Raw genomic sequence first — 24,959 nt, 5'->3', positions numbered from 1 at the left:
TATTTCAGCTGTTGTGGGAAGAAAAGGAGGTAGGTGGAAACGACGGATTTAAAGAAACAATTTTTAGCACTTCATGAGAATAAGCCGTAAAATCTTGTATGCAATTCATAAAAATCGTAAAATAGATAAATTTCGATTTATTCAAAACAGACAAAATATTATTCTGATTATTTTTGATGTTTTTCCATGAATAGGATGGATTTGTTGCGTTTATTTTATGTATGCAATGTTTTTATTGCCTCTTTTTGTTGAAATTTGCCGTTTTTATGTAGAAGATTAAAATTTATTCTTTCTATATGAAGATACTGCATCATATTGGTAGTGTTAAAATTAGTTAAAAAGGCAATCAATTCCTAATTTTGCGGCACAAAAACAAAACAATCACATCTAACATGAAAAAGTCTTTACTTTTTTTTGCCCTTGTTTTTGCTAGTTATGGTGCCGTTCAAGGTCAAACAGCAAATACTGGTTCGGTTTCAGGAGTTGTCAAAGAAGCTACTGGACAAACGGTTAAAGGAGCAACCATTAAAATTACCCACATCCCAAGTGGACAAGTTGTAAGTGGCTCAGCCGATGCCCAAGGAAAATTTCAAATTTCAAATCTTCAAGAAGGAGGTCCCTACAAAGTAGAGGTAACTTATATCGGGGAAAAACCAGTTATTTTTGAAAACATCCTATTGAAATCGGGGGAATCGTTGACTATCAATCCGACTTTTACGGGTGGATCTTCAACAAATTTGGATGAGGTTGTTGTTGTCGGTCATGGGGTTATCGATATTGCTGCGGGAAGAAAGACACCGATTGCGGTTTCGACGATCCGTAAGCAGGATTTAGAGGAACGGGTAGGAGCACAGGATATTACTTCCGCATTAGCTAACACTCCTTCGGTTTATATCACCGGTCAGGCAAAAGGTTTTGGGGAGTCTTCCATGACAACACGCGGTTTTGATCAGTCCAATACAGCATTTTTGTTGAACGGTCAGCCTATCAATGGTATGGACAATGGAAGTGTATATTGGTCAAATTGGTCGGGACTTACAGATATTGCCTCTTTGGTGCAGATTCAACGTGGTTTGGGATCATCTAAATTAGCGATTTCATCTGTCGGCGGAACCGTAAATTACGTGACACAATCCACTGCAATGAAAGAGGGTGGTTTTATTCGTACCACTGTTGGTAACGATATGTTTATGAAGGCAACAGTGGGTTACAATACCGGTCTGATGAAAAATGGTTTTGCTGTTTCGGCAATGTTTACACAGTGGTCAGGTAACGGTTATATGGACCATACCGAAGGTGCCGGACAAAGTTATTTCTTGTCTGTTGGATATAAAGCCAACGAAAAACACAACCTGAACTTCATGGTAACGGGTGCTCCACAATGGCATAACCAAGGATATACCTCAAAATTGTCGAACTATCTTGCTAATGGACGACGTTATAACGATAATTATAAGGATGCAAATGGCGTGATGATGAATGCACAAAAGAACTTTTATCATAAGCCAGTAGCCAACTTAAACTGGGACTGGACGATCGATGATAAATCATCTTTGTCTACTGTTGTGTATGCTTCTTTAGCAGCAGGTGGGGGCCAATCTTTGCGAAGCGATAAATACAATACAGGCAAATATTTAGCTGCTGATGTGAACAATCACCAATGGTTTGGGATAGTTTCCAACTATAATCGTAAACTTTCAGAATCCTTGAATTTCAATGTCGGTTTTGATGTAAGGGATTATAAAGGTACACACTATCGTAAATTGACAGATCCACTTGGAAATACAAATGGTGTCGTATTAGGCGGTAATGTTAATTTCCCTAATAAGCCATTGGTTACCAATACATACTCAACGAACCCTTGGAAAGCTTTCTCAAGCAAACCTGATTCGCGTGAAGATCGTTTAGCTTGGGATTACAATCAATACATCCGTTACGGAGGTCTGTTCGGTCAATTGGAATATGCGAAAAATGGCTTTACAGCGTTTTTCCAAGGATCGGTTTCCGAACAACAAAACAAACGTTCTGATTATTTTCAATACACGCCAGGTAATGAGGATTCTAAAGACGTAAACAATTTTGGCTACAATACGAAGGGTGGTGTAAGTTACACATTGGGACATCATAGCATTTTTGGTAATGCGGGGTACTATTCCCGTCAGCCTTATCAAAACAATATTTTCATGAATTTTGCAAATGATATTAATGAAAATGCTGAAAATGAAAAAATCCTTGGTTTAGAGGCTGGTTATAAATTTGCTTCTCGATTCTTGGATGTGAATGTGAATGTTTACCGCACAACCTGGGAAAACCGTGTTACGGGTAGTTCGAGTTTAGCGACGGCAGATGATGTGAAAAAATACAATCCAACAAATGATCCTGGTATTTTGGTCGAAGGTGCCTATTTATATACAACAAATTACGGTGTAAAACAGGTGCATAGAGGCGTAGAAGTTGATTTTGAAGCCCGTCCAATCGAAAAATTAAGCCTAACAGGATTTTTATCGATAGGTGACTGGAAATACGATGGTGCAGTAAACTCGGTCGTACGTAACGATAACCGCGTCGAATTGGGACGTTCTCAGGTTAACTTAACTGGTGAACATGTTGGTAACGCAGCACAAACTTCTTATGGATTTGGGGCTAAATATAAAGTGTTTAAAGGTTTGTCTGTTGACGCAAACTACAGATACTATGAGCGTTTGTATGCGTCGAATTATCGTAGAGAAGTCATAGATGGTCAAACGTATGGACGTTATATGAAATTGCTGTCTTTTAATCTGTTGGATGCCGGTCTTTCATATAACGTAATGGTAAGTGACAAGAACAGTATGAGTTTCCGTGTCAACATGAACAATGTGTTGAATAAGTTCTATATTTCGGAAGCTACTTCGAGTAACTTGGTGACGGATGTGAACAACACTTGGAATGGTATTGATACGTCCAATTTTGTGTTGATCGGACAGGGTAGAACCTGGAATGCATCTGTGAAATTTACATTCTAATAAGATTTATGTCGAATACAAAAGGCCCACAATTATTTTGTGGGCCTTTTTTTGTTTTTTAATAAAAACTTAATAATTTTAGGTGATCTAATTGTCAACCTGATGTTGCATAAATTAATTTGTCTGGAAAATTTACAGATCGGTACTGTCCATTTTTCTGCTTTTGTTGTTAATTTGGATGGTGGAAATACAGGCTTTGCTCTATTTATTAACCAAGAAAATGACCCAATCTTTATTTTTCGAAAAGAAAAGAAAAATGAGGTATCTTTCCATGTAAATGAAGAGCAATTCTTTTGGATTGTAAAAAACAGCCAGTTTACACCAGGAGAACGTCAAGACTTTTTTGCCGAATTTGTTGAATTCCTACGTTTGATGGAAGAGAAGGTCTCCAATTATGTTTTCAAAAAGGAAAAATTAATCAAATTTACAAATTCGAGGGATATTGTCCGCTATAAATACTTATACCTGACTGGTGAAATTAGTTGATAAGAATTGCCGAATACCATACTTGATCTCCTGTTAGATTTCTTTTGTAATAAAATTTAGCTTAGTTTTGGGTATGAAGCATATGTTTTCAAATCTAGCTGTCATTCTACAAAACAATACTTTTGTGGATTCAGATTTTACACTGCCGGTACCCGTACTTCTTGCTAAGTTTTCTTTTTTACCTATTTCATCATTTTTTCCGGAAGCGGGTTTATCTTTTTCCGCTGATTGGTTAGATACCGTCCAACAGAGTGCGCTTAAATCTACATTGGAGGGATTTAATGTCGGAATCGGTGGTGATGGCAATCCTGTCGCTTTACTTGAGCAGGCGATTGCTTTGACTGATCATGCGCTTGCCTATAGTTATCTGGGGCTTTATTATTTTAAAATAGCGGCCTATGACCAAGCGATAGCAACTTTTACTCGTGCAATCGAACAGTATAAAGAGGAACCGTTTTTTTATGCGAGCCGTTGTTTAGTGTATCGACTTATCGATGAAGACGAAGGTGCTTTCTATGATTATCAGATTGCCAAGCGACTGGATTTTAATTACCATAGCGTATTGGAATGGGCAGAAAATCAAGCTGAACTCACTTACTTTGAGGCCGACAATTTGGTTATTCAGGAGCTGGAGTCGAAGCCAAAGCAGCTGAATACTGACGAAATAAATTCATTGGGCCTTGAATATGTTCATTGCTATAGTTATCTAAAGGCAATCGGTCTTTATTCTTCTGCTATTGCGGAGTCTGAGAACAAGGATAGCAACCTGTTTGTTTTTAGAGGAAGTTTGTACCTGAAATTGACCTGTTTTGAGTTGGCATTATCTGATTTCAATCAGGCCATTGCTCTTGATGAGGATCGTTCTGCCGCCTATATATTTCGTGCTAAAGTGTTTGAATCCTATCGGAAATACCAAAGTGCGCTGGAAGACTATGCTAAAGCGGAGGAAATAGATCGTGATTCATCGATCGTATACGAAGAAAGGGCGTCTTTGTTTGAGCGGTTGGGAAATTTTAAGGAAGCATTATTGGATTTTGACCGCCTTGTTACGCTCAATCCGGAAGATTTTTATGTGTATTCATTGCGGGCCGATTTAAATGAAAAGTTGGAGGATCTTTCCGGTGCTTTAGCAGATTACTCGAAAGCGATCGATTTGAATCCATATTATTCTGATTTGTATTCATATCGCGCAGCAATTCGTGAAAAATTGGGTGATCCTATTGGAGCAAAAGCCGATCTGGATAAATTCAATGAATTGGAAGATGAATAAAAAAAGTCCACCAAAAGGTGGACTTTTTATACCTGCTGCTCTAACTAGAGCACCCTTTACTTAATAATCCTTTTTATCTTATTGGAACGGGTAATAAGTTTGTGTAATTTGTCATAATCCTCCGTGGCAATAGAATCGTGCAGGGATTGAAGCTGCTTGATATGTTCTTCGAGTACTTCGAGTACATTTTCGCGATTTTGCTTGAAAATAGGTGTCCACATATCGGGCGAACTTTTGGCAAGACGTACTGTAGATTCAAATCCCGATCCTGCCAGCTCAAAGATACGTCCCTGAGATTTCTCTTTTTCCAATACCGTTAAGGCGAGGGCGAAAGAGGTCAGGTGAGAGATGTGTGATACATAAGCCGTATGTACATCATGTTCGTCCGCATTCATAAAACAGCTGCGCATCTCCAGTTGGTCGGTGATGGCATCAGCGATCTCGAAAGCATCCTCATCAGTTTTAAACGCTTCGACATATACCATCATCTTGCCTTTGAATAAGCCTGCTATTGCAGCTTCAGGCCCCGAATACTCTGTTCCGGCCATGGGATGGGCTGCCACGTAACGCCCTCGGTTAGGGTGATCCTTGATTTTGTTGAGAATATTTGTTTTTGTCGATCCCATGTCAATGACGACCTGATCTGTAACCAAATCCAAGATTTGAGGAACAACATGTAAAATGGCATCGACAGGAATTGTGAGCACCAATACTTTACAGCTCTTAATCGCATCTTCTAAGCTTGCTGTTTCGTCAATGAAGCCGATGTGCATCGCTTTATCTAAGTTCTTTTGACTCTTATCTACACCGATAATTTTGTCGCAGAATTTTGTTTCTTTTAGGCGAATGGCAACGGAGCCGCCGATCAAGCCTACGCCTACAATGGCAATGTTCATATGTAAACAATTATATTAAGCGTATTTTTGTTCAAATGTTATACACCGAACGCTTTATACCCTGTTTGTTTGTCGATCAATTATTCTATCGATAATTTCAAGGCAGTTAAACTGCCCCGACATCGAATGTCTTAGAAATTATCTTTAATGCGCTGGATTGATTCTTTGAGTACCTCTACTGTGGCACAGAGACTGATGCGTATATATTGATCACCTTTGTCTCCGAAAATTCCACCCGGTGTAATAAATACCCGTGATTTGTCCAAAACAGCATCGCTCAGCGCATAACCATCCTTATATTTTTCAGGGATGCGTGCCCATACAAACAGACCTACTTGGTCCTTTTGATAAGAACAGTCCAGTAAATCCATAATTTCATACACCTGTTGACGTCTTTCAGCGTAAATTTTGTTCAGATCAGCATACCAGGAGGCATCAAGTTGTAAGGCTTTTGCCGCAGCCAGCTGAACAGGTAAAAACATACCTGAGTCCATGTTGCTTTTGAAACGGAGGACTTGGTTTATACGTTCTTCGGCACCCACGAGCACACCAATTCGCCATCCTGCCATATTGGAAGACTTGCTTAACGAATTCAATTCGATGGCCACATCTTTCGCGCCAGGGATACTCATAATGCTTCTTGGCGTATCTGTCAAAATAAAGCTATACGGATTATCGTGGCAAATCAGGATATTATGCGCTTTGGCAAACTGAATCAGCTCTTGATAAAATGCATCGGGTGCCGAGGCACCTGTTGGCATATGAGGATAGTTTATCCACATCAGTTTAACCTTTGACAAGTCTTGTTTTTTGAGCTCATTTAGATCGATAAGCCAATTTTTCTCTTGTGTAAGATTATAGGTAATCGCTTCAGCACCACTCAATCTCACTGCAGCCGCATAAGCTGGGTAGCCAGGATTGGGTATAAGCGCTTGGTCTCCTTCCTGAAGATAGGTCATACAGATGTGCACAATACCCTCTTTTGACCCTATCAAGGGTAATATTTCTGTATTGGGATTAAAAGTCGCGTTATAATAACGTTGATACCAATCTGCAACGGCTTGTCGTAGGGCGGGGGCGCCTTTATAATTTTGATAGCCATGCACATTTGGAAGTTGGGCATTCGTATTTAATGTCTCGATCACCTCCGGGTGTGGGGGCAAATCCGGACTTCCAATTCCTAGGTTGATTACACGCGCACCCTGTTTGTTCAACTCATCTATTTCTCTCAATTTTTTGGAGAAATAATATTCTTCAGTGTGCTGCAATCTTTTGGCAACGTCTATTTGCATTTTATTTTAATAAATTTGGTATTTGAATAAGGCTAAATTAGGGAATTATCTATTAAAAGGAGATTTTTTTATCGATTTTTCAAGCTGAACTAGCTGAATGCTTTGTTCTTGAGATGCAACAATTTTATAGTCCCTTACCAGGATATGTGCTTTTCTTGATTAATTTGTTATTTTTGTTCAATTTCCTCGTCAAAAATCTGAAAGGTAGAGGAGAGACCGACGAATGACTTTTCGTATAAAGGTAATTTGTCTTAGTTCAAAATAAATGAAAACATATTTTAGGCTCTTATCGTTTGCTAAACCCATTGAGAAATTTGCAATCCCCTATGTAATTTGCACGCTGATCACGGTTATATTTAGCACTTTGAATTTAGCATTACTTGCTCCATTACTCCATACACTTTTTAATGCAGGTAAAGAGACCACTGCGGTCGTAAAACCTGAGGCTTATACAGACATTCTCGCCTGGTTTAATTACTACGCCAGTGTTGCCAACAATCAATTTGGAGCCTATGGTGCATTGAAATACGTCTGTATTGTAATTGTAATCTCTGTTTTTATCAGCAATTTATTTCGTTATTTCTGTCAGCGCATTATGGAGAATTTCCGGATTCATACCCTGCTTAAATTGCGTAGAGCAGTGTTTGATAATGTGATGGATCTGCATGTTGGCTATTTTACGGGACAACGAAAAGGTGATATTGTTTCTAAAGTAGCATCCGATGTGCAGGTTGTGCAATATTCTGTTACCGGAACGTTACAGGTGATTTTTAAGGAGCCTTTGCAACTGATCGCGTATATCGTGATGCTGTTTAATATTTCTCCAAAATTGACTTTTTTCTCCCTCCTGGTTATTCCTATATCTGGATTTTTTATTGCAAGAATCGTTAAGAATCTCAAAAGTCAGGCGCATGCCGCACAGGAGTCGTATGGAAATATGATTTCTTATTTGGACGAAGCATTGTCTGGGATTAAAATTATCAAAGCTTTCAATGCGGTCTCCTTTATTAAGAACAGATTTCATAATGAGAACGAACGTTATGCGAATATCGGCCGTGCTATGGCTAAAAGACAACAGTTAAGCTCGCCTGTTTCTGAGCTGCTGGGTGTCATTATGGTCGCAATTATTCTTTTATATGGTGGTCATTTGGTGCTTTCAGGAGATAAAGGGTTAACTGCGCCGGAATTTATCGCCTATATCGCTATTTTTTCACAGGTGATGCGCCCTGCTAAAGCGTTAACAGATTCGTTTAGTGGTATACACAATGGTCTGGCTGCGGGCGAACGGGTGCTGGAGCTGATCGATGAAAAGACGGAAGTGAAAGATCGCGCCGACGCGAAGCTTGTGAAAAGCTTTGAGAAGAGTATTGTATTTAATCAGGTTAATTTTTCGTATACCAAAGATAAAGAGATTCTCCAGAACATCGATTTAACGATAGAAAAAGGGCAGGTCGTTGCATTGGTAGGGCCCTCAGGTGGAGGGAAATCAACGTTGGTTGATTTGATTCCGCGCTTTATGGACGTCACTGGAGGGCAAATTTTGTTTGATGGTACTGATTTACGGGATTTTAACCAAGATTCTTTACGGAACATGATTGGTGTCGTCAATCAGGAGTCCATTTTGTTTAATGATACGATCTTCAATAATATCGCTTTTGCTAATCTTTCTGCCAGCCAGGAAGAGGTAGAAGCCGCTGCACGAATTGCCAATGCACATGAATTTATTTTGAAAACAGAACATGGCTATCAGACCAACATTGGTGATCGGGGCGGTAAATTATCGGGTGGACAACGCCAGCGGATCTGTATCGCACGGGCTGTCTTAAAAAATCCACCGATTATGCTTCTTGATGAGGCGACGTCTGCGCTAGATACCGAATCGGAGAAATTGGTACAGGATTCCTTATACAAATTAATGGACAACAGAACAACAGTTGTCATTGCCCACCGCTTAAGTACCATCCAGAATGCCGATAAAATTGTGGTTATTGAGGCTGGAAAAATTGTAGAAGCGGGCAGCCATAGTGAGCTGATACAACGCGAAGGATTATATCGGAAATTAATCGAGATGCAGCAATTTACAGATTAGCTTTCTTTTCTAAGAGGTTTGTCAAATTAGTTGTTATCACATTTTTTATTATAACTTTTGTTGCCTTTTCGGTACATTTGATTTAAGATAGGAGATACATTTAATGAACGCAATAGATAAATTGAATTTCTTGATTAACGATAAGAATTTAGCTGTCGAGTTGAGAGATATAGCGGAGAAAGTTTTGCGAGAGGAGCGTATCACTTTTGAGGAAGGAGTGCTTTTATATGAAAAAGGTGAGTTAGGTTATCTTGGTGTGCTGGCTAACTATATTCGGGAGAAACGCCATGGAGATCATACTTTTTTCAATCGTAATTTTCACATTGAGCCGACGAATGTTTGTGTCTATGACTGTAAGTTCTGTTCGTATTCCCGCTTAATAAAAGAACGGGAAGAAGGTTGGGAGATGGAAGTTGACGGCATGATGGATATTGTCAAAAAATATGACAATGAGCCTGTTACTGAGGTTCATATCACGGGCGGGGTTGTTCCTAAACAAAACCTCGAATTTTATGCCGATTTCTTTCGCAAATGTAAGGCACATCGTCCCGAGTTGCATATTAAAGGACTTACACCTGTAGAGTATTACTATATTTTTAAGAAGGCAAAATTGAGCCATTACGATGGCCTGAAATATTTGCAATCCTGCGGGTTGGATTCGATGCCAGGAGGGGGAGCAGAAATTTTTCATCCAGAAGTGAGAGAACAGATTGCACATGATAAATGTACCGCCGAACAATGGTTGGATATTCATGAGCAAGCGCATAAGCTGGGAATGCATACCAATGCAACCATGCTGTACGGTCATATTGAGCAGTTTTGGCATCGTGTGGATCATATGGAACGCTTGAGGCAGCTGCAGGATAAGACTGGCGGTTTTCAGACCTTTATTCCTTTGAAATTTAGAAATAAAGAGAATCAAATGTCCCATATTCCCGAGGTATCCGTGATCGAAGACTTAAGAAATTATGCGATCGCTCGAATTTATATGGATAATTTTGACCACATCAAAGCCTATTGGGCGATGATCTCGAGAGATACAGCCCAGTTGTCCTTAGCTTTTGGGGTCGATGATATCGACGGTACACTGGATGATACGACAAAAATATACAGCATGGCCGGAGCAGAAGAGCAAAAGCCGGGGATGACCACACAAGAGGTTGTCGAGCTGATAAAAAATGTTGGACGCCATCCGATCGAAAGAGATACCCTCTACAATGTGGTGACCGATTATAATGATTTTGTTTTTGATCAAGGTGATCAAAAGAAAAGCTATTATGCATTACCTGTTGTCAATTCATAACTCATATTGCACGTTGAAAAAGACATTTTATTTTATACGACACGGACAGACTGATCTAAATTTAAAAGGTATTGTGCAGGGACGGGGTGTTAATTCCCCGCTCAATAAGATGGGCATAGCTCAAGCTCAGGCTTTCTTTGATCACTATAAGACAGTGCCTTTTGATAAGATATATACCTCCACTTTATTGCGTACGCATCAAACTGTACAGGGATTTCTTGATTTGGATTTACCTTGGGAACAGCTTGTTGGTTTGGATGAAATAAGCTGGGGAGTTTATGAAGGAAAAGAACAAACACCAGAATTGCTAACTGGTTTTGAAAAATTGGTCGCAGCATGGCGCAATGGAGAATTGGATGTCAGTATTGAAAACGGAGAGTCTCCTTATGAATTGATGGCTCGTCAACAAGTCGCCTTGGATCATATGCTTGCTCAGGCAGATGAAAAAAACATATTAGTCTGTATGCACGGTCGTGCTTTACGGATTATGCTTTGTCTAATGACAGGTGTCGATGCCCGTTATATGGATGATTTCCCGCATACAAATACTGCTTTATATAAATTGCTGTATGATAATGGTCAATTTGAGATTGTGGACTATTACAATACCGCACACTTAGAAGCATTGATAAATGAATAAAATTAGAGTTTCTGCCGTATCGTATACCAATACTTATCCATTTTTGAATGGAATACGTAAATCGAAAGTGATGGAGCAAATCGACTTGAGCGTTGATTATCCAAGCGCATGTGCACAGAAAGTAATCGATGATCAAGCTGATATCGGTATTATACCGACAGCTGCCTTATTAAGTTTGCCCGAGTATTATATTAATACCGATTTTTGTATCGGCACAGAAGGTGCTGTTGATTCTGTCTTTATTTTTGCCAATAAGCCTATTGATGAGGTAAAAACTTTACGTTTGGATAAGCAATCGCGCACGTCAAATGGTTTAGCACGTGTATTGATTAAAAATTATTGGAAAAAGGATGTAGCATTGGTCACTGATGAATCTATAGAGCCAGATGCCTATGTTTTAATTGGGGATCGTACTTTCGGTAAGAAGAATGCAGTACCCTATGTTTATGATTTGGGGGAAGAGTGGTTTAACTTCACCGGATTACCTTTCGCTTTTGCCTTATGGGTCAGTAACAAAAAACTTCCCGACTCTTTTGTGGAGCAATTTAATGAAGCTTTAGCCTATGGCGTTGAACATGCAACCGATGTGATAGCCGGTCTCCCAGAATTTGAGGGCTTTGATTATACCAAATATCTGACGCAGCATCTTAATTTCCATTTGACAGATAAGAAACGCGAAGCTGTGCAGTTGTATCTCCGGTATTTAAAAGAACTGGATTAACCTGGGGCGCTTGACCTGAACAGGGACCAGGGCACATACACATTCCGTCAAGATCTTTTATAGAATTGCCAGGTAAGCCCTCACAATGCCGTGTAAGGCTTACCTGACAATTGATTCCCCGGGTGCACTACCCCCCGATAAATTCCCTTTATTTCTTGCTTTTGTTTATAACGACTTCGGTAAGGCGTATAACTCCGATTACACCATGTTTGGAATTAAAAGGGTGATAGTACCCTTTTAACAAGGTATTAACAAGGGGTTAATAGGGGTATACCCCTGTTAACCCCCTGTTATACCCCTGCTAACCCCCTGTAATACCCCTGTTAAAGTCAAACATGATATTAACCAAGAGTTAATCAGGTTCCTATATAAAAAACCACTCATAGAGTGGTTTTTTATATCAACTTATTTAAACGACAACGCAGGTCTCCTTATGTATTGGAATCACAGTCTGATGATGGATCTGACCTTCGCCAGCGAAATAGGTAAGAAGGATCTCTTGGCGTGTAAAGAACTAGGTACGTCCAATTTTTACTTTACGTCCTTTTATTTTTTGCCCACTAGCCTTATTGATAATAATGGAAGCAAGCTTTCTTTTAACGGCAACATAAGCTACCTTATCTTTCACTTCTATTATACCGATGTCGTCTTTTTCAACACCTTCCAAATGCAGGAGAAAACCTACGATGTCAATTTTATTGACTTTATCTTTTCGTCCAGCACTGATATAAAGTGTGGCGAAAGGTGAATTTTCCGGAAGATCATAGTATTCGGGAAATTCCTCTTCCGGTATTTCTTCCGCTATATAGGGATAGGCTTCTTCAGGCTTTAAGATGACATAGACATCACCCTTTGCCTGCATACGCGCAGTACGTCCATTGCGATGAATAAAGCCATCTTCTTTATGCGGTAGCTGGTAATGAATAATGGCATCGACTTCGGGGATATCCAGCCCTCTTGCAGCCAAATCGGTCGTGATCAAAACATTGTTGGAATGATTACGGAATTTGAGAAGCGCCAGCTCACGATCTTGCTGTTCAAGTCCGCCATGAAATGTGTCGTGAATAATATTGCGATTGTCCAGCAATTCGCTGATGTGATCTACTGCATCGCGATGATTACAGAAAATAATCATTTTTTTCGTCCCAATCTTGCAGATGAGTTTTAGCAATGCCTCCAATTTCTTTTGAACAGGGGCAACGACCTTTTTTATTGTAATGCGGGGTATGTTCTGTGAGTTATTCAGAAAATCAACAAGGATAGGCTCCTTTATCTGTGTAAATGGTGGGATTGCATCCATCATCGTTGCAGAAGTCAATATCCGTGATCTGATGGCCGGTATATGTCGAATAATGAAATCCATTTGATGCTGAAATCCCAGTTCCAACGATTTATCAAATTCGTCTAACACAAGGGTGTGGATACTGGTCGGATCAAAATTTCCTTCTTCGATATGTTGTTTTATACGTCCTGGAGTTCCTATAATAATTGCGGGAGCATCCTTAAATTCATTTTTTTCGATACGGGTACTATGACCACCATAGGCACAGGTGACTTTCTGACCTGTGGCCACCTTGCGTAGCACTTGCTCTATCTGTAAGGCAAGTTCGCGGGTCGGCACTAAAATCAGTACTTGAACCTCCCGAACGATTTCCTTCAATTGCGCTAAAATGAGCAATGAAAAGGCCAAGGTTTTGCCAGATCCTGTGGGTGAAAGTAAGATGAAATCATGGTCTTTTTGATATGATTCCACTACTTTTTCTTGCATCTCATTTAAGGATGAAATGCCTAATTTATTTAAAATAGCTTCTAGCTGCATTTGACAAAAATACAAAATACCGCTATCTTGAAAGGAACAAACTAGAATGAAAATTTTTTAGGCATTTTATACCTAAAAAAACAAAGGTAATCGGTCTATAAAAGATGATTACCTTGCGTTGATTTGTATCGATATACTGGAAAACGCGGTATAGTTGCCGTGTTATTAATTCTTAATAAGTATTGTTTTATAAGATATCAATACCTTCTTGTCTTAGCGTTTCTTTTTTGTCCTCTTCCCAGATACTGACTTGGACTTCTCCAATATGTTGTTTCTTGAGCATAAACATACAGACACGTGATTGTCCGATCCCACCGCCCATAGATTCTGGTAATTGATCATTAAGAAGCATGCTATGGAAAGTCAGTTTGGATTTTTCAGTACAATTTCTGATTTCCATTTGATGTGCCAAGGCTGTTTTGTCGACACGAATTCCCATGGAAGAAAGTTCAAACGCTGAATTTAAGATCGGGTTCCATACGAGAATATCGCCGTTCAATCCTTTGTGGCCTGCTTCATTTGCGGTACTCCAGTCGTCGTAGTCCGCTGCGCGTCCATCGTGTGCAACACCATTGCTAAGTGCCCCTCCGATACCATATAAAAACACAGCTCCATATTCTTTTGTGATTGTATTTTCACGTTCCTTTGCACTTAGATTAGGATATTTTTGCAGTAGTTCTTCAGCCGAAATGAATGTAATGGTTTCTGGAAGAATCGCTTTTACCTGTGGATACTTGCTTTCAACCTGTTGTTCTGTAAATCGTAACGCATCGTAAATTTTTAATACGGTTTCTTTCAGCAAGGCCAAATTACGTTGATCTTTATCGATAACTTTTTCCCAATCCCATTGGTCTACATAGATCGAATGGATAGGGGTGTAATCTTCATCAGGACGCAGTGCTTTCATGTCTGTCACGATGCCTTCCCCAGGTAACATTTCAAGCTCTTTTAAACGGACTCTTTTCCATTTTGCCAATGAATGTACCACGACAGCTCTTTTTTCATTCAATGATTTAATCGGAAATGATACCGGACGCTCAATTCCATTTAAGTCATCGTTTAATCCTGTGCCGTCTAAAACCACCAATGGTGATGAGATCGGAATTAAATTTAATGCTTTCTTTAGTTGTTGGACAAATGTATCTTTAACGAAGCTGATAGCAACTTCGGTACTTAAAAGTTTTCTTCCCTCCATATGAGTCAAATGAAATACCATGCGCGGATTGATACGCATAGTTTTTTTATTTTTTATTCAGTTATTTCATACAAAAGTATGAAAATATCACTGGTTAATCTGTTTGGTTGTGATTTTTAATATTTATCCATTAAAAAGTTGAAAAAATAAAAAAATTCTAACAAAATGAAGGTAGGTCAATATTTAATTATAAAACTAATAATTTGTTGGTGCAACCAAAAGTGTTTGGTTACTTACCAAAAGAGCCCTGAAATATTTCAGGGCTCTTTTGTTTATGGTGGATCGATTGATTGATTAAACGGAGAAGCTTTCGCCACATGCACAGGTCCGGCTCGCATTCGGGTTGTGGAATTCAAAACCTTTTCCGTTCAAACCATCGGAATAATCCAATTCTGTACCTGCCAGGTATAAAAATGATTTGATATCCAAACAGACTTTCACGCCTTTATCTTCGAAAAATTGATCACCTTTTTTTTCTTCGTTATCGAAGTTCAGCTTATAACTCAAGCCCGAACAACCGCCACTTTCCACAGCAACACGCACAAAGTAATTGCTGTCATATTGCTCATCCTTCATGATTTCCTCGATACGAGTTTTTGCTTTGTCAGTAACTGTAATCATAGTAATATCCTTTGTATGACACAAAGATACATACAATCTTGTTATATTTCGTCTCCTATAAAGTTTTTAGAATGTCATAAATTAATCGATCAGGCCAGCTTTGAAAAGTTGCCAGATGGGGGATTGATCGCGGATTTTGTGAACCGCTGCTGTGATCAATTGGGCACATTGTATAATATCCTCTTGCGTCGTAAATATGCTTAAGCTAAAGCGAATGGCCGATAATGCATCTTCTTTGGAAATACCCATAGCCATTAAAACATGGGAAGGTTCTCTGGAACCGGTCACACAGGCCGAGCCCGAGGAAAGGGCCAATGTGGGACAGGTAGTCATTATTTCGCTGGCCAGGATATGTTTAAAACTAATGTAACTGGTGTTTGGTAGGCGGGGTGCATTTTTTCCATGAATGATGATTTCAGGAATCTCACTTAAAATTTCTTCCAATAGATTGCGGTTTCGTTCGACCGTATTATAAACTGCTGGTTTAATCAGAGACATGGCTTTTCCAAAGCCGACGATAGCTGGCACATTGTATGTGCCGCCTCTAAATCCGCTTTCCTGACCACCGCCGATAAGGAGAGGAGTAATTTGAATCGGTTTCGATTTTCTTCGGATGTAGAGTGCGCCGACTCCTTTTGGGCCATGAAGTTTGTGAGCACTTAAGCAGAGTATGTCGATATTTAATTTTTGTAGATCAATGTCGATTTTTCCAATGGCCTGTGTCGCATCACAAAAAAATAAGACGTCTTTTTCGGTACAGATATTGGCTATTTGTGCGATAGCAGATAGCACACCTGTTTCATTGTTGGCCGCCATGATACAGACCAGTATTGTCTGGGCTGTGATTGCATTCTTTAAATCATCGATGGCAATCATCCCTTGTGCGTCGACTGGCAGGTAGGTGATTTCGGCCCCCTGCTTGGCTAACTGTTCGCAGCAACTTAATACGGCTTTGTGTTCTGTTGAAACGGTGATAATATGATTCCCCTTAGACTGGTATTTGTCAAATATGCCACAGATTACGGTATTAATACTTTCCGTTGCACCTGAATTGAAAAATAGTTCTTTCGGTGAGCAATTCAACACTTCAGCTATTTTTCCTCTAGCAAGTTGGATGGCAGCATTGGCTTCGCGTCCCATTTGGTGATAGACACTCGATGCGTTCGCATAGTTTTGGATGAAGTAGGGCGTTATCTCGTTCCATACTTCATCCAAAATCCGCGTAGTGGCATTATTGTCCAAATAAATGATATCCTTCATCAGGATAAAGATAAGGATAATGAAGGTTATGCTGAAGCCTTCACATCAACTTCCTTTTTTTTGACATTTGGATCATATCTCAAGCCCGGCGTTAGCCAATACATCAGTACGATACGCGAGTAGCGATAGTTGAAGGGTGACATCAACACAACGCTCATGATGGCAACTGTTGCATAGAGTATAAAAGAAGAATCGTTTCCTGTCAGAATATAGGTTGCCATGCAAGCAGTAACCATTTCAGCAATAGAGAAAGCATAGGTTACGTACATCGCGCCATAGAAATAGCCCGGTTCACGCTCATAGCGTAGGCCGCAGTAATCACAGTGGCTGTTCATTTTTTGAACTTTCAGACCGTATGCAGGCCCTTGGTACACATGGCCGATTCTACATCTTGGACATTTTGCTTGCCATGCAGCTTTAAATTCAGATAATTCGTATTTAACCTCTTCCATAGTTATAGTTGTTTTCTGAACTCTTCAGGTGTGAGCCCAGCGGATTTTTTGAAAAATTTAGTAAAGTATGAGTTGTCCTTAAATTGCAGCTCATCTGCAATTTCGGTAATGTTTAAATTTCTATTGACCAGGAGCCGCTTTGCTTCAAGGACAATGCGGTTCCGGATAATTTCTCCCGCAGACTGTCCAATATAAGACTTACAGATCGCGTTGAGATGATTGGGCGTGATAAATAGCTGATCCGCATAAATGCTGGGCAGCTTGGTCGATTTAAACTGCTGTTCAACCAATTGCTGAAAGCTGTTGAATATTTTATGATTGTAAGGATTGCCTCTTTCGAGATGTTCCTTCTCTGTAGCAATTGAAATATATAATATAAATTGCAGTAAAAGTGTACGGATATAGTCTTCCGATAATCGCTCGGCTTTGGCGGATAAGATTTGGTCGAGAATAGCAGTCGCCTGGTAACGATACTGTTCAGCCAACACGAATATCAGATGTTCAATTTTGCCCTGTAGAAAGCTAAAGCGCTCCAGGTAGTCGGCGCGTAAAAGAAAGGATTGGAAGTAATCAATGGAAAAATTGACGACATAACCTGCTTCATCCCCTACAAAATTCCAGGTATGCACCTGGCCTGGCACCATAAAATAGATCTGATAAGGCGCTATCTTATAATGATTAAAATCAATGATATGCTCACCCGACCCTTTGGTGAAAAGGACGAAATGAAAAAAATTATGCTTATGGGGGAATACCATATCCTGATGCTTGATGATATATTCTTTCAGATCATCAATGTGAATCGTTGTGTTATTGTTGAGATCAATACTACAACTATCAATGATAGGTATGGTGTTTTTTCTAATCATATTACAAAATTAGGGTAAATATTCTTTTATAAGTGGTGTTTATTTGTTGTTTTGTGGTATTTTTCAATGATTTTGATGTTTTGGTGTTTTGTTCGTGATGTTGGAACAATCCTTGTTTGTAAAATTTTAAAATATATTGATAAATGGAAAGTAATTTGAATAGCCTAGGAACGAGATTTGGGCGATTAACCGACATTGTGATTGAATCAATACCGGGGATTATTGGGGGAATTATCCTATTAATTCTCGGTAAATATGTCATTGGTTTTGTGGACCGATTATTACATAAACGTTTTGAAAAGAAAAATGTGGATCCGTCGATCCGGGCTTTTATCTCTAGCATCGTCAAGATTGTCATGTGGGTGATGTTGCTTCTTACTGTAGCCAGCCAGATTGGGATTCAGACAACCTCGTTTATCGCAGCGTTGTCTGCTTTTGGATTGGCTGTCGGTATGGCACTTCAGGGCAGCTTGAGCAATTTTGCTGGTGGAGTGCTCATATTGATGTTTAGGCCTTTTGAAGTTGGGGATTCCATATCGAGTGCAAATGGTACTGCAGGTACGGTAGAACGGATTGATATCTTGTATTCTACGTTAATAGGTGATGATGGGGTACGTGTTTTTAGCCCTAATGGACCCTTAGCTAATTCGGTTATCAAAAATTACACGAAAATTGTGCAACGGATGTTTGAATATACCATCAGTATCTCTTATGATAAAAACGTGAAAGAAGCGAAAGATATCATATTAAGAGTGCTCCGTTCGAATGAGAATGTGTTGACAAGTCCGGAGCCAACTGTTTTCATCAAAGAATTGGGCGACAGTGCCATGGTTTTGACCGTTCGTGCCTGGACGAAAAGAGAGCACTATGTCGCTGCGCGAAACTCGATGCAAGAAAAGATTATGTTGGAGCTGGAAAGGAACGATATTAGTTTATCTTCCAATCCGACGCAGATTAGCATTGTTTCAAATTCAAGTGACCAAGGAACTGCAAAAGCTTAGTCCTGATCCGTTTCCAATGCATGTATAAGGACAAAGTACCTGTAGGCAATGATAGCCTGCTGGTACTTTTTTAATTTTAACGGATCCATCTTACCGTATTTTGGTAAGATGGCTTTATTTAAGCTATTTAAAAGCTGAAAAAATTTTCGTTTCATGGATATACTTCTTTATTGATAATTTGGGGCATTTTTTCGCCTTTGATTGCTGCAAGTAAGTTGCTGGCGGCCATCAATGCCATATTATCCCTTGTTTCTACGGTGGCAGAGCCGATGTGTGGCAGGATACAAACATTTTCCATCGTTAAGAGTGGGTTTTTTGGATCCATCGGCTCCGGGTCTGTTACATCAAGCCCGGCTCCCCATAATTGGCCAGTCTGTAGGGCTTCTGTTAGATCCAATTCATTGACCAATCCGCCCCTAGCCGTATTCACTAATATAGCGGAGTTTTTCATGCGCGTAAACGTATTTTTGTCAAACCGGTTTTTAGTCTCCGCAGTCAAAGCTGCATGGATTGAAAGTACATCGCTCCGCGTGAGCAGATCGTCGAAATTAACATATCGTGCGCCAAGAATTTGTTCTGCTTCCTCATTACGGCTCCGATTGTAATAGATAATTTCCATGTTATACGCTGCTTTGGCTTTTCTGGCGAATTCAAAGCCAATTCGTCCCAGTCCATAAATGCCCAGTGTTTTGTTATTGAGCTCGATACCTAGGTTTGCCGTAGGATCAAAACCTTTCCATTCGCCCTGCAAAATTCTTTTGTGGTTGAAAAATGCTTTCCGCGATACCGATAGCATCAAGAGGAAAGCAACGTCTGCTGTTGCTCCTGAAAGGATGCCCGGTGTATTGCTTACGGGTATTCCATGCTGTGTAGCGGCTGAGATATCCACATTGTCATAGCCGACGCTCATGAGGGATAGGGCTTTCAGGTTGGGGCAGTTTTGGAAAAAATTAGCATCAAACTTTTGCATCCCACCGTTAAGGACGTAGTCGGCCTGTTGGCTAGCTTTGATAAGCTCCGTTTCGGATAGGGGGGTACTTGAATCGTGAATCGTAAGGTCGTGCCCAGCAGATTTTAATAGATCTATGCCTTTTTGTGGAATTTTTTTAGTGATAAATATCTTCATGTAAATAGATACTGTTTAGCTTGTTGTTGGTTGATTCCTCTGAATCCATTTGTTTTGTCCTATCTTCAAAATTAATGATCACTCATCGCTATTACAACAAAAAAAGCCACATTGTTGTTTCAATATGGCTCATTATTCCTTGTTTTTTGAACTTTACTTTTTACGGAGTAGGTAATCCAAAATAGCTTTACCCTTGTCATCGGCAGAGACGGCTGAATTGGACAAGATGACTACGCCACTTTTTTTGTCGGGCGATAAGGCTAGATAGGAGCTACTTCCAGCAGTTCCGCCATTATGCCAATAAACCGTTAGGTCGTCAATCAAATTCATGTGCCATGCGAGTCCGAGGTCTGTGTCTGGAGGTAGAAAAAATGTAAATAACCGGGTATTTGCCATCGCATTTTCCAATGGAGTCTGCGGCATTTTAAATTGCGCATTCGCAAATTTAAGCAGATCCTCCAGAGTCGATTTTAATCCACCAGCGGGACCGAAAGCGTCAAACGACCAAGGAATTACTTCTTGGCCTTCTTTGTTATATACTTTAAAAGTATCTTTTCTCTTAGGGTCTAATACTTGAAAGGTATTACTCATTTCAAGTGGTTTACAGATGATATCTTTTACAAGCTGATCATAACTTTTTTTATAGATACTGCATATAATGTCTCCTAATACGGCGTAACCAAGGTTGCTATACTCATATTCTTCACCTGGATTTTTTTTATTTTTAAAGCTTGCGAGGTAATTATAAAGTGCTTTTTTGTCGTATGTTTTGTAGGGGTCGTTTTCGTTAAATCCTTTGACTTTGTCGAGATTCTCAGGAAGTCGAGGGAAGCCAGAGGTATGATTGGCCAACATTTGAAATGTTATTTTCGAAAGCGCTTCATTTTTTTTGAGTGAGTCAGGAAGAAATAACGAAATAGGTTGATCTAACGTGACTGTTCCTTCTTCGACAAGATTTGACAAAAGTATAGCGGTAAAAACTTTGCTCAGCGAACCGATTTCATAAATAGATGTTTTTGTTGGTGTAGTTTGGTTGCCTTTAGCCGTCTCGCCATAGAAATAGGTTTTGGTTTGTCCGTTCTTTAAAATGCCAATGGCAAGTGATTGTGTGTTTTGTTGTTTCAGGTACGTATTTGCAACTGAATCGACAAAAAGGTCGTCGTTATCGACAGATTTCTGTGTAGAAGGTACCACAATAGTTTTTTCCACTTGAGGCTTTCCTGCTAAAGGTGTGAATTTTAATGTATTGAATTTTAGGGTAGTATCCGTTGCAAAAAGGACCGCATATGATTTGCTGTCGAAGTCCATTTGATAGGTTGCAAGCCCTTTTTCAAATTCTTGTATCGTTGAGCTTTTTACTCTTCCTAAGGGGTATAGCTCTTGGAGTACTTGCGTGAATTTGGATAGGCTAATTTGCTGTTTGAAAGAATCACTGGCCAAATTATAGGCGGAGTCTGTCATCTGGGAATTGATAAAAAATTCCAGCTTATTGTAAACTCCTCTGTTGATCTGTTCCGCAGGATTCGTTTGGGCAAAGGAGTAAGAAGAGATGCCCAGCAATACTATTGTAATTAAATGTTTCATAACTATTGATGGGCACAAATCTACGGAATGTTTAAATTCCAATCAATTGTTTTAATCGTGCATAGCCTGATTTACTGATATTGAGCTTTTCGCCCGATGTCAATGCAGCAATATAAGAGTCTTTTTCATAAGGTTCCAATTTAGCCAACTGATCCACTTTGATGATAAAAGAACGGTGGATGCGGACAAATTGATTTGGATCCAAAGATTTTTCAAAAAAGGACATGGTTTTGTTTTTGAGGTACATGCCATCTTTGGTATGAATCTTAACATAGTCATCGTAGGATTCAAGATATTTGACGGTATCAATTGGAATAATTTTGATCTGCGTGCCTGTTTTTACAACAATACGGTCAATTTTTGTTTCGTCTTGCGCTGTAAGGACTTCGTAGTTGGGCTGTACCTTTTTCTCCGGAGCTGAGAAGTTAGCCCTAAATTTTTCCAAGGCTTTTTTGAAGCGCGTAGGTGATACCGGTTTTAACAGGTAATCCAATGCGTTCTTCTCAAAAGCTTTTAAAGCGTACTCATCAAAAGCCGTCGTAAAGATGACAGCTGGTGGATTGTCTATCAGTTCCAGCATTTCAAAACCCGTTAATTTGGGCATTTGTACGTCTAGAAAAATTAAATCAGGTTCATGGGTATGAATAGCCTTAACGCCTTCAAAACCATCGCCACATTCGGCAACGACCGATACATCGGCCTCATTTTTTAAGTAACCGGCAATAATGGAGCGTGCCAAGGGTTCATCATCGATAATAACGACTTTAATCATATTGAGGTATTTTTAGGGTACTGATAAATATATTGTCCTGAATCTGAGTTTCAAGGAGATCATTTCTTCCATAGAGGAGGTACAATCGGCGTTGAATGCTCGAAAGCCCAAATCCAGTGCCTTTTTTCGGTTTTGATTGCTCTTCAGTATCGAATGGATTGGTGATTTGGATCATTAATTGACCTTCATTCGACTGGCATTTTATTTTAATTTCTACTTGATCCGTTACATTATATAATCCGTGTTTAATTGCATTTTCTACCAGTGGCTGAATAATCATGGCTGGTAATTTATTGTTGAAAATTTCTTCTGAGGAAGAGATGGATGTATTTAGTCGATGACCAAAGCGTACTTTTTCAATATCAAGATAAAGTTGAAGGTGATCGAGCTCTTCTTCAAGTGTGATAATTTGATTGTTTTCTTTTCTTAATGTTCCTCTTAAAAAGTCCGATAACTGGAATGTCATGTTTCGGGCTTCATCCGGATTGGCGCCAATAAGTGCTATAATGGAGTTGAGGCTATTGAATAGGAAATGCGGCTGTAACTGTTGTCTTAAATTATACAGTTCGGCTTCCCGAAGTAAATTTTCGGATTCCTGCTTCCGCTTGATATTGTTGATGTTGTCTTCCTGAATATTCCAAACGATATTGATAATGGCAACAGAAGTCAAAATGAGGAAGTTAACGATACCCCGATAGGGTAAGGTTAAATCCAGCAATGGGGTAAAGGTCGATTCGATAAAGTAACTCATCAAAAATCGGCTTAATGCGATGCTTATTGCGCCCATGATTAATCCGATGATGAGTACCTTCCAAATCTCCCGGGGTTGCGGGGTATAGAAATTGAGTGCTGATGACATGCCATAACAGCAAAACATCATCACCACACTGTTTATAAATGAATCTTTGAATGCGAGTTGTTGGTCGAAACCAGAACGAAGCATCAATAAATATTGTAACGCGAGATATCCGATAAATACGGATATACATATAATGCCAATTAAACGACTTTTAACACTGAGGAACAGTTTGTTTTTCATCTATTAAGCATTTTTTATGGTTAAATTGCCTAAAATACAGGTCCCTGTAATGTATATTTTCTTATCCGTATCAGGATTATAAATTGTTTGAAAGCGGCGGTCATCAACAGATCCTAAGACCGATGCCACGTTGCTAAACACCGTCCAATGTGGTGGAATGATAATACGTGCGCTACCAAACAATTGGAATGTATCGATCACAATGGGTTGTTGAATATCCGCTTTTGTTAAATCTAGTTCTACACTCCCAAATACATTGGTCAAGTTGCCACCTCTAAAATTTTTGGAATAGATTACCTTCTTTTGACCTGCAAAAATACTGTTCAAGTTGAGGTTATCTTCAAATGACTGTTGAAAAGGATCTTTGTCGCCAAAAGCCTGCTGATTAGGCGAGGCTTGTTGGCTTGATCCATATTGTTCGTTGAAAGGTTTTGATTCCTGATCAGCGGGACTACTGTCGATAGGTACTTCTGTGGGTTCATGGACTCGCTTATCCCAGTCGTAAGAGCCTTGTGGCGGATGAGGATACGTTGGGGGAACCATCGGCGGTTTCCTTTTGCTCATGATAAAGTAAATACCGAGCGAAATGATGATGATCGGAACGGTTACCGAACCAAAGTCAGTACGCATCATTCTTGAGATCAGGCTTGCTCCACCTATGATCAACAAGATAATTGCCGATTTTTTCTGAAATTGGGAATTTATACCGATGACCAATCCAATGATGATTAATATCGTTTGCCAGCCAAATAACCAATCCGGAAACCAGCTTCCTAAATTGAGGTTATTCAATAATAAGAATATACCTACGATGATCACAATCGCTCCTACAATATTGCGGCTATTATTGCTGTTTGGTATGATGGGTTCTTTTTCCATAATGTTTTTACTATTTATGACTCAAAGATAGAGGCACAAATATATTCTACATATTTGCTTTAGGTAATACAACTTATATTTTCGGTAAATGTAATGATTTCGTCGGTAAAAAATCTTGTTGTTTAATTTTTGTCTTGGTTATAAATCGTAGGGGACTGCCATTTTTACGCGTAATTGTCTTTTTTTTTAATATTATTTGGTGTATTAAAATGAATTATTATATATTTATCAAAGATTAAGATTACTTTAAACTTAAATAACAACCAATGGGAGATTTTGAAAACAAAGAACGTGAAGAAGTTTTTTCAAAAAAGGTGAGAGCAGGTAAGCGTACTTATTTTTTTGATGTAAAAGCAACTCGATCGAACGATTACTACATTACTATCACAGAAAGCAAGAAACGCTTTGAGGATGGCCAGTTTATTAAGCATAAGATTTTCTTATATAAAGAAGATTTTGAAAAGTTCGCTGAAGGTTTGACAGATGTGGTGAATTACATCAAGTCCAATCAGGAAGTAATCGAGAAACGTTATGAGCCTAACTTTGACGATGCATACGCTGAAGAAGCGGGTGCCCGTTCAAAAGACGATTTTTCGTTCTAATATTTGTAGAACGGAATCTTAATGAAAAAAAGAAATAA

23 protein-coding genes are annotated in these 24,959 nt (G+C 39.3%); 9 read left to right on the top strand and 14 right to left on the bottom strand.

Features of this window, described 5'->3' with window-relative positions:
* The first annotated feature begins 392 nt into the window (after positions 1–392).
* The 3 genes from ACLCDV_RS17430 to ACLCDV_RS17420 all read left to right on the top strand — a co-directional run bounded on the left by ACLCDV_RS17430 (position 393) and on the right by ACLCDV_RS17420 (position 4,761).
* Positions 393–3,005: a TonB-dependent receptor gene (locus ACLCDV_RS17430; protein WP_411971756.1), complete on the top strand. Its 2,613-nt coding sequence runs from the start codon at positions 393–395 to the stop codon at positions 3,003–3,005.
* Positions 3,006–3,107: 102 nt separating this feature from the next.
* Positions 3,108–3,491, top strand: coding sequence for a hypothetical protein (locus ACLCDV_RS17425; RefSeq protein ID WP_088162243.1), 384 nt, complete (start codon positions 3,108–3,110; stop codon positions 3,489–3,491).
* Between the two features lie 124 nt (positions 3,492–3,615).
* Positions 3,616–4,761, top strand: a complete 1,146-nt coding sequence (locus ACLCDV_RS17420; RefSeq protein ID WP_333574711.1) for a tetratricopeptide repeat protein — start codon at positions 3,616–3,618, stop codon at positions 4,759–4,761.
* A 56-nt stretch (positions 4,762–4,817) separates the two neighbouring features.
* Here ACLCDV_RS17420 and ACLCDV_RS17415 read toward each other — a convergent pair whose 3' ends face one another.
* Positions 4,818–5,657, bottom strand: coding sequence for a prephenate dehydrogenase (locus ACLCDV_RS17415; protein WP_286753742.1), 840 nt, complete (start codon positions 5,655–5,657; stop codon positions 4,818–4,820).
* A gap of 131 nt (positions 5,658–5,788) precedes the next feature.
* Positions 5,789–6,949 (bottom strand): pyridoxal phosphate-dependent aminotransferase, encoded by a 1,161-nt coding sequence (locus ACLCDV_RS17410; protein ID WP_411971755.1) that lies wholly within the window; start codon positions 6,947–6,949, stop codon positions 5,789–5,791.
* A gap of 265 nt (positions 6,950–7,214) precedes the next feature.
* On the opposite strand from ACLCDV_RS17410, the gene ACLCDV_RS17405 reads away from it, so the two are divergent.
* From ACLCDV_RS17405 to ACLCDV_RS17390, 4 genes are all read left to right on the top strand, one after another.
* Positions 7,215–9,038 carry an ABC transporter ATP-binding protein gene (locus ACLCDV_RS17405; RefSeq protein ID WP_411971754.1) on the top strand — a complete coding sequence of 608 codons (1,824 nt, stop codon included), beginning with the start codon at positions 7,215–7,217 and terminating at the stop codon, positions 9,036–9,038.
* A gap of 103 nt (positions 9,039–9,141) precedes the next feature.
* On the top strand, positions 9,142–10,341 hold the full coding sequence (gene mqnE, locus ACLCDV_RS17400; RefSeq protein ID WP_336838595.1) for an aminofutalosine synthase MqnE: 1,200 nt from the start codon (positions 9,142–9,144) through the stop codon (positions 10,339–10,341).
* A gap of 13 nt (positions 10,342–10,354) precedes the next feature.
* Positions 10,355–10,981, top strand: a complete 627-nt coding sequence (locus ACLCDV_RS17395) for a histidine phosphatase family protein (RefSeq protein ID WP_336838597.1) — start codon at positions 10,355–10,357, stop codon at positions 10,979–10,981.
* The gene (locus tag ACLCDV_RS17390; RefSeq protein ID WP_336838599.1) at positions 10,974–11,702 is read left to right on the top strand and encodes a menaquinone biosynthesis protein; all 729 of its coding nucleotides are present in this window, start codon (positions 10,974–10,976) and stop codon (positions 11,700–11,702) included. Before ACLCDV_RS17395 ends, ACLCDV_RS17390 begins: the two co-directional genes overlap by 8 nt.
* A 514-nt stretch (positions 11,703–12,216) precedes the next feature.
* On the opposite strand, the gene ACLCDV_RS17385 is transcribed toward ACLCDV_RS17390, so the two are convergent.
* From ACLCDV_RS17385 to ACLCDV_RS17360, 6 genes are all read right to left on the bottom strand, one after another.
* Positions 12,217–13,470 (bottom strand): DEAD/DEAH box helicase, encoded by a 1,254-nt coding sequence (locus ACLCDV_RS17385; RefSeq protein WP_333574712.1) that lies wholly within the window; start codon positions 13,468–13,470, stop codon positions 12,217–12,219.
* 238 nt (positions 13,471–13,708) lie between these two features.
* The gene (asnA, locus tag ACLCDV_RS17380; RefSeq protein ID WP_336838603.1) at positions 13,709–14,755 is read right to left on the bottom strand and encodes an aspartate--ammonia ligase; all 1,047 of its coding nucleotides are present in this window, start codon (positions 14,753–14,755) and stop codon (positions 13,709–13,711) included.
* 255 nt (positions 14,756–15,010) lie between these two features.
* Complete coding sequence (locus ACLCDV_RS17375; protein ID WP_046675441.1) at positions 15,011–15,337, bottom strand: HesB/IscA family protein; 327 nt, start codon at positions 15,335–15,337, stop codon at positions 15,011–15,013.
* A gap of 81 nt (positions 15,338–15,418) precedes the next feature.
* A complete protein-coding gene (locus tag ACLCDV_RS17370; protein ID WP_411971753.1) occupies positions 15,419–16,597 on the bottom strand; it encodes a cysteine desulfurase family protein in 1,179 nt (392 codons plus the stop codon).
* Positions 16,598–16,623: 26 nt separating this feature from the next.
* Positions 16,624–16,932 carry a DUF983 domain-containing protein gene (locus ACLCDV_RS17365; protein WP_317665450.1) on the bottom strand — a complete coding sequence of 103 codons (309 nt, stop codon included), beginning with the start codon at positions 16,930–16,932 and terminating at the stop codon, positions 16,624–16,626.
* 119 nt (positions 16,933–17,051) lie between these two features.
* Positions 17,052–17,918, bottom strand: coding sequence for an AraC family transcriptional regulator (locus ACLCDV_RS17360; RefSeq protein WP_201669205.1), 867 nt, complete (start codon positions 17,916–17,918; stop codon positions 17,052–17,054).
* A 143-nt stretch (positions 17,919–18,061) separates the two neighbouring features.
* On the opposite strand from ACLCDV_RS17360, the gene ACLCDV_RS17355 reads away from it, so the two are divergent.
* Positions 18,062–18,919 carry a mechanosensitive ion channel family protein gene (locus tag ACLCDV_RS17355; protein WP_317665452.1) on the top strand — a complete coding sequence of 286 codons (858 nt, stop codon included), beginning with the start codon at positions 18,062–18,064 and terminating at the stop codon, positions 18,917–18,919.
* Here ACLCDV_RS17355 and ACLCDV_RS17350 read toward each other — a convergent pair.
* The 6 genes from ACLCDV_RS17350 to ACLCDV_RS17325 form a co-directional block, all read right to left on the bottom strand.
* The gene (locus ACLCDV_RS17350) at positions 18,916–19,074 is read right to left on the bottom strand and encodes a hypothetical protein (protein WP_336838607.1); all 159 of its coding nucleotides are present in this window, start codon (positions 19,072–19,074) and stop codon (positions 18,916–18,918) included. The genes ACLCDV_RS17355 and ACLCDV_RS17350 overlap by 4 nt on opposite strands.
* Positions 19,071–20,045, bottom strand: a complete 975-nt coding sequence (locus tag ACLCDV_RS17345) for a 2-hydroxyacid dehydrogenase (protein ID WP_411971752.1) — start codon at positions 20,043–20,045, stop codon at positions 19,071–19,073. Before ACLCDV_RS17345 ends, ACLCDV_RS17350 begins: the two co-directional genes overlap by 4 nt.
* Positions 20,046–20,198: 153 nt before the next feature.
* Complete coding sequence (locus ACLCDV_RS17340) at positions 20,199–21,629, bottom strand: serine hydrolase domain-containing protein (RefSeq protein WP_411971751.1); 1,431 nt, start codon at positions 21,627–21,629, stop codon at positions 20,199–20,201.
* Between the two features lie 31 nt (positions 21,630–21,660).
* On the bottom strand, positions 21,661–22,401 hold the full coding sequence (locus tag ACLCDV_RS17335; protein WP_075993408.1) for a LytR/AlgR family response regulator transcription factor: 741 nt from the start codon (positions 22,399–22,401) through the stop codon (positions 21,661–21,663).
* On the bottom strand, positions 22,394–23,440 hold the full coding sequence (locus tag ACLCDV_RS17330) for a sensor histidine kinase (protein ID WP_075993407.1): 1,047 nt from the start codon (positions 23,438–23,440) through the stop codon (positions 22,394–22,396). Before ACLCDV_RS17330 ends, ACLCDV_RS17335 begins: the two co-directional genes overlap by 8 nt.
* A gap of 3 nt (positions 23,441–23,443) precedes the next feature.
* On the bottom strand, positions 23,444–24,319 hold the full coding sequence (locus ACLCDV_RS17325; RefSeq protein ID WP_336838614.1) for a LiaF transmembrane domain-containing protein: 876 nt from the start codon (positions 24,317–24,319) through the stop codon (positions 23,444–23,446).
* Positions 24,320–24,585: 266 nt separating this feature from the next.
* Between ACLCDV_RS17325 and ACLCDV_RS17320 the strand changes: the two genes are divergently transcribed.
* Positions 24,586–24,921, top strand: a complete 336-nt coding sequence (locus ACLCDV_RS17320) for a DUF3276 family protein (RefSeq protein ID WP_209574768.1) — start codon at positions 24,586–24,588, stop codon at positions 24,919–24,921.
* The last annotated feature ends 38 nt before the right edge of the window (positions 24,922–24,959 follow it).

The organism is Sphingobacterium sp. Lzh-3, from assembly GCF_046764375.1.
Taxonomy (GTDB): Bacteria; Bacteroidota; Bacteroidia; order Sphingobacteriales; family Sphingobacteriaceae; genus Sphingobacterium.
This window is presented reverse-complemented; position numbering and strand designations above follow the sequence as displayed.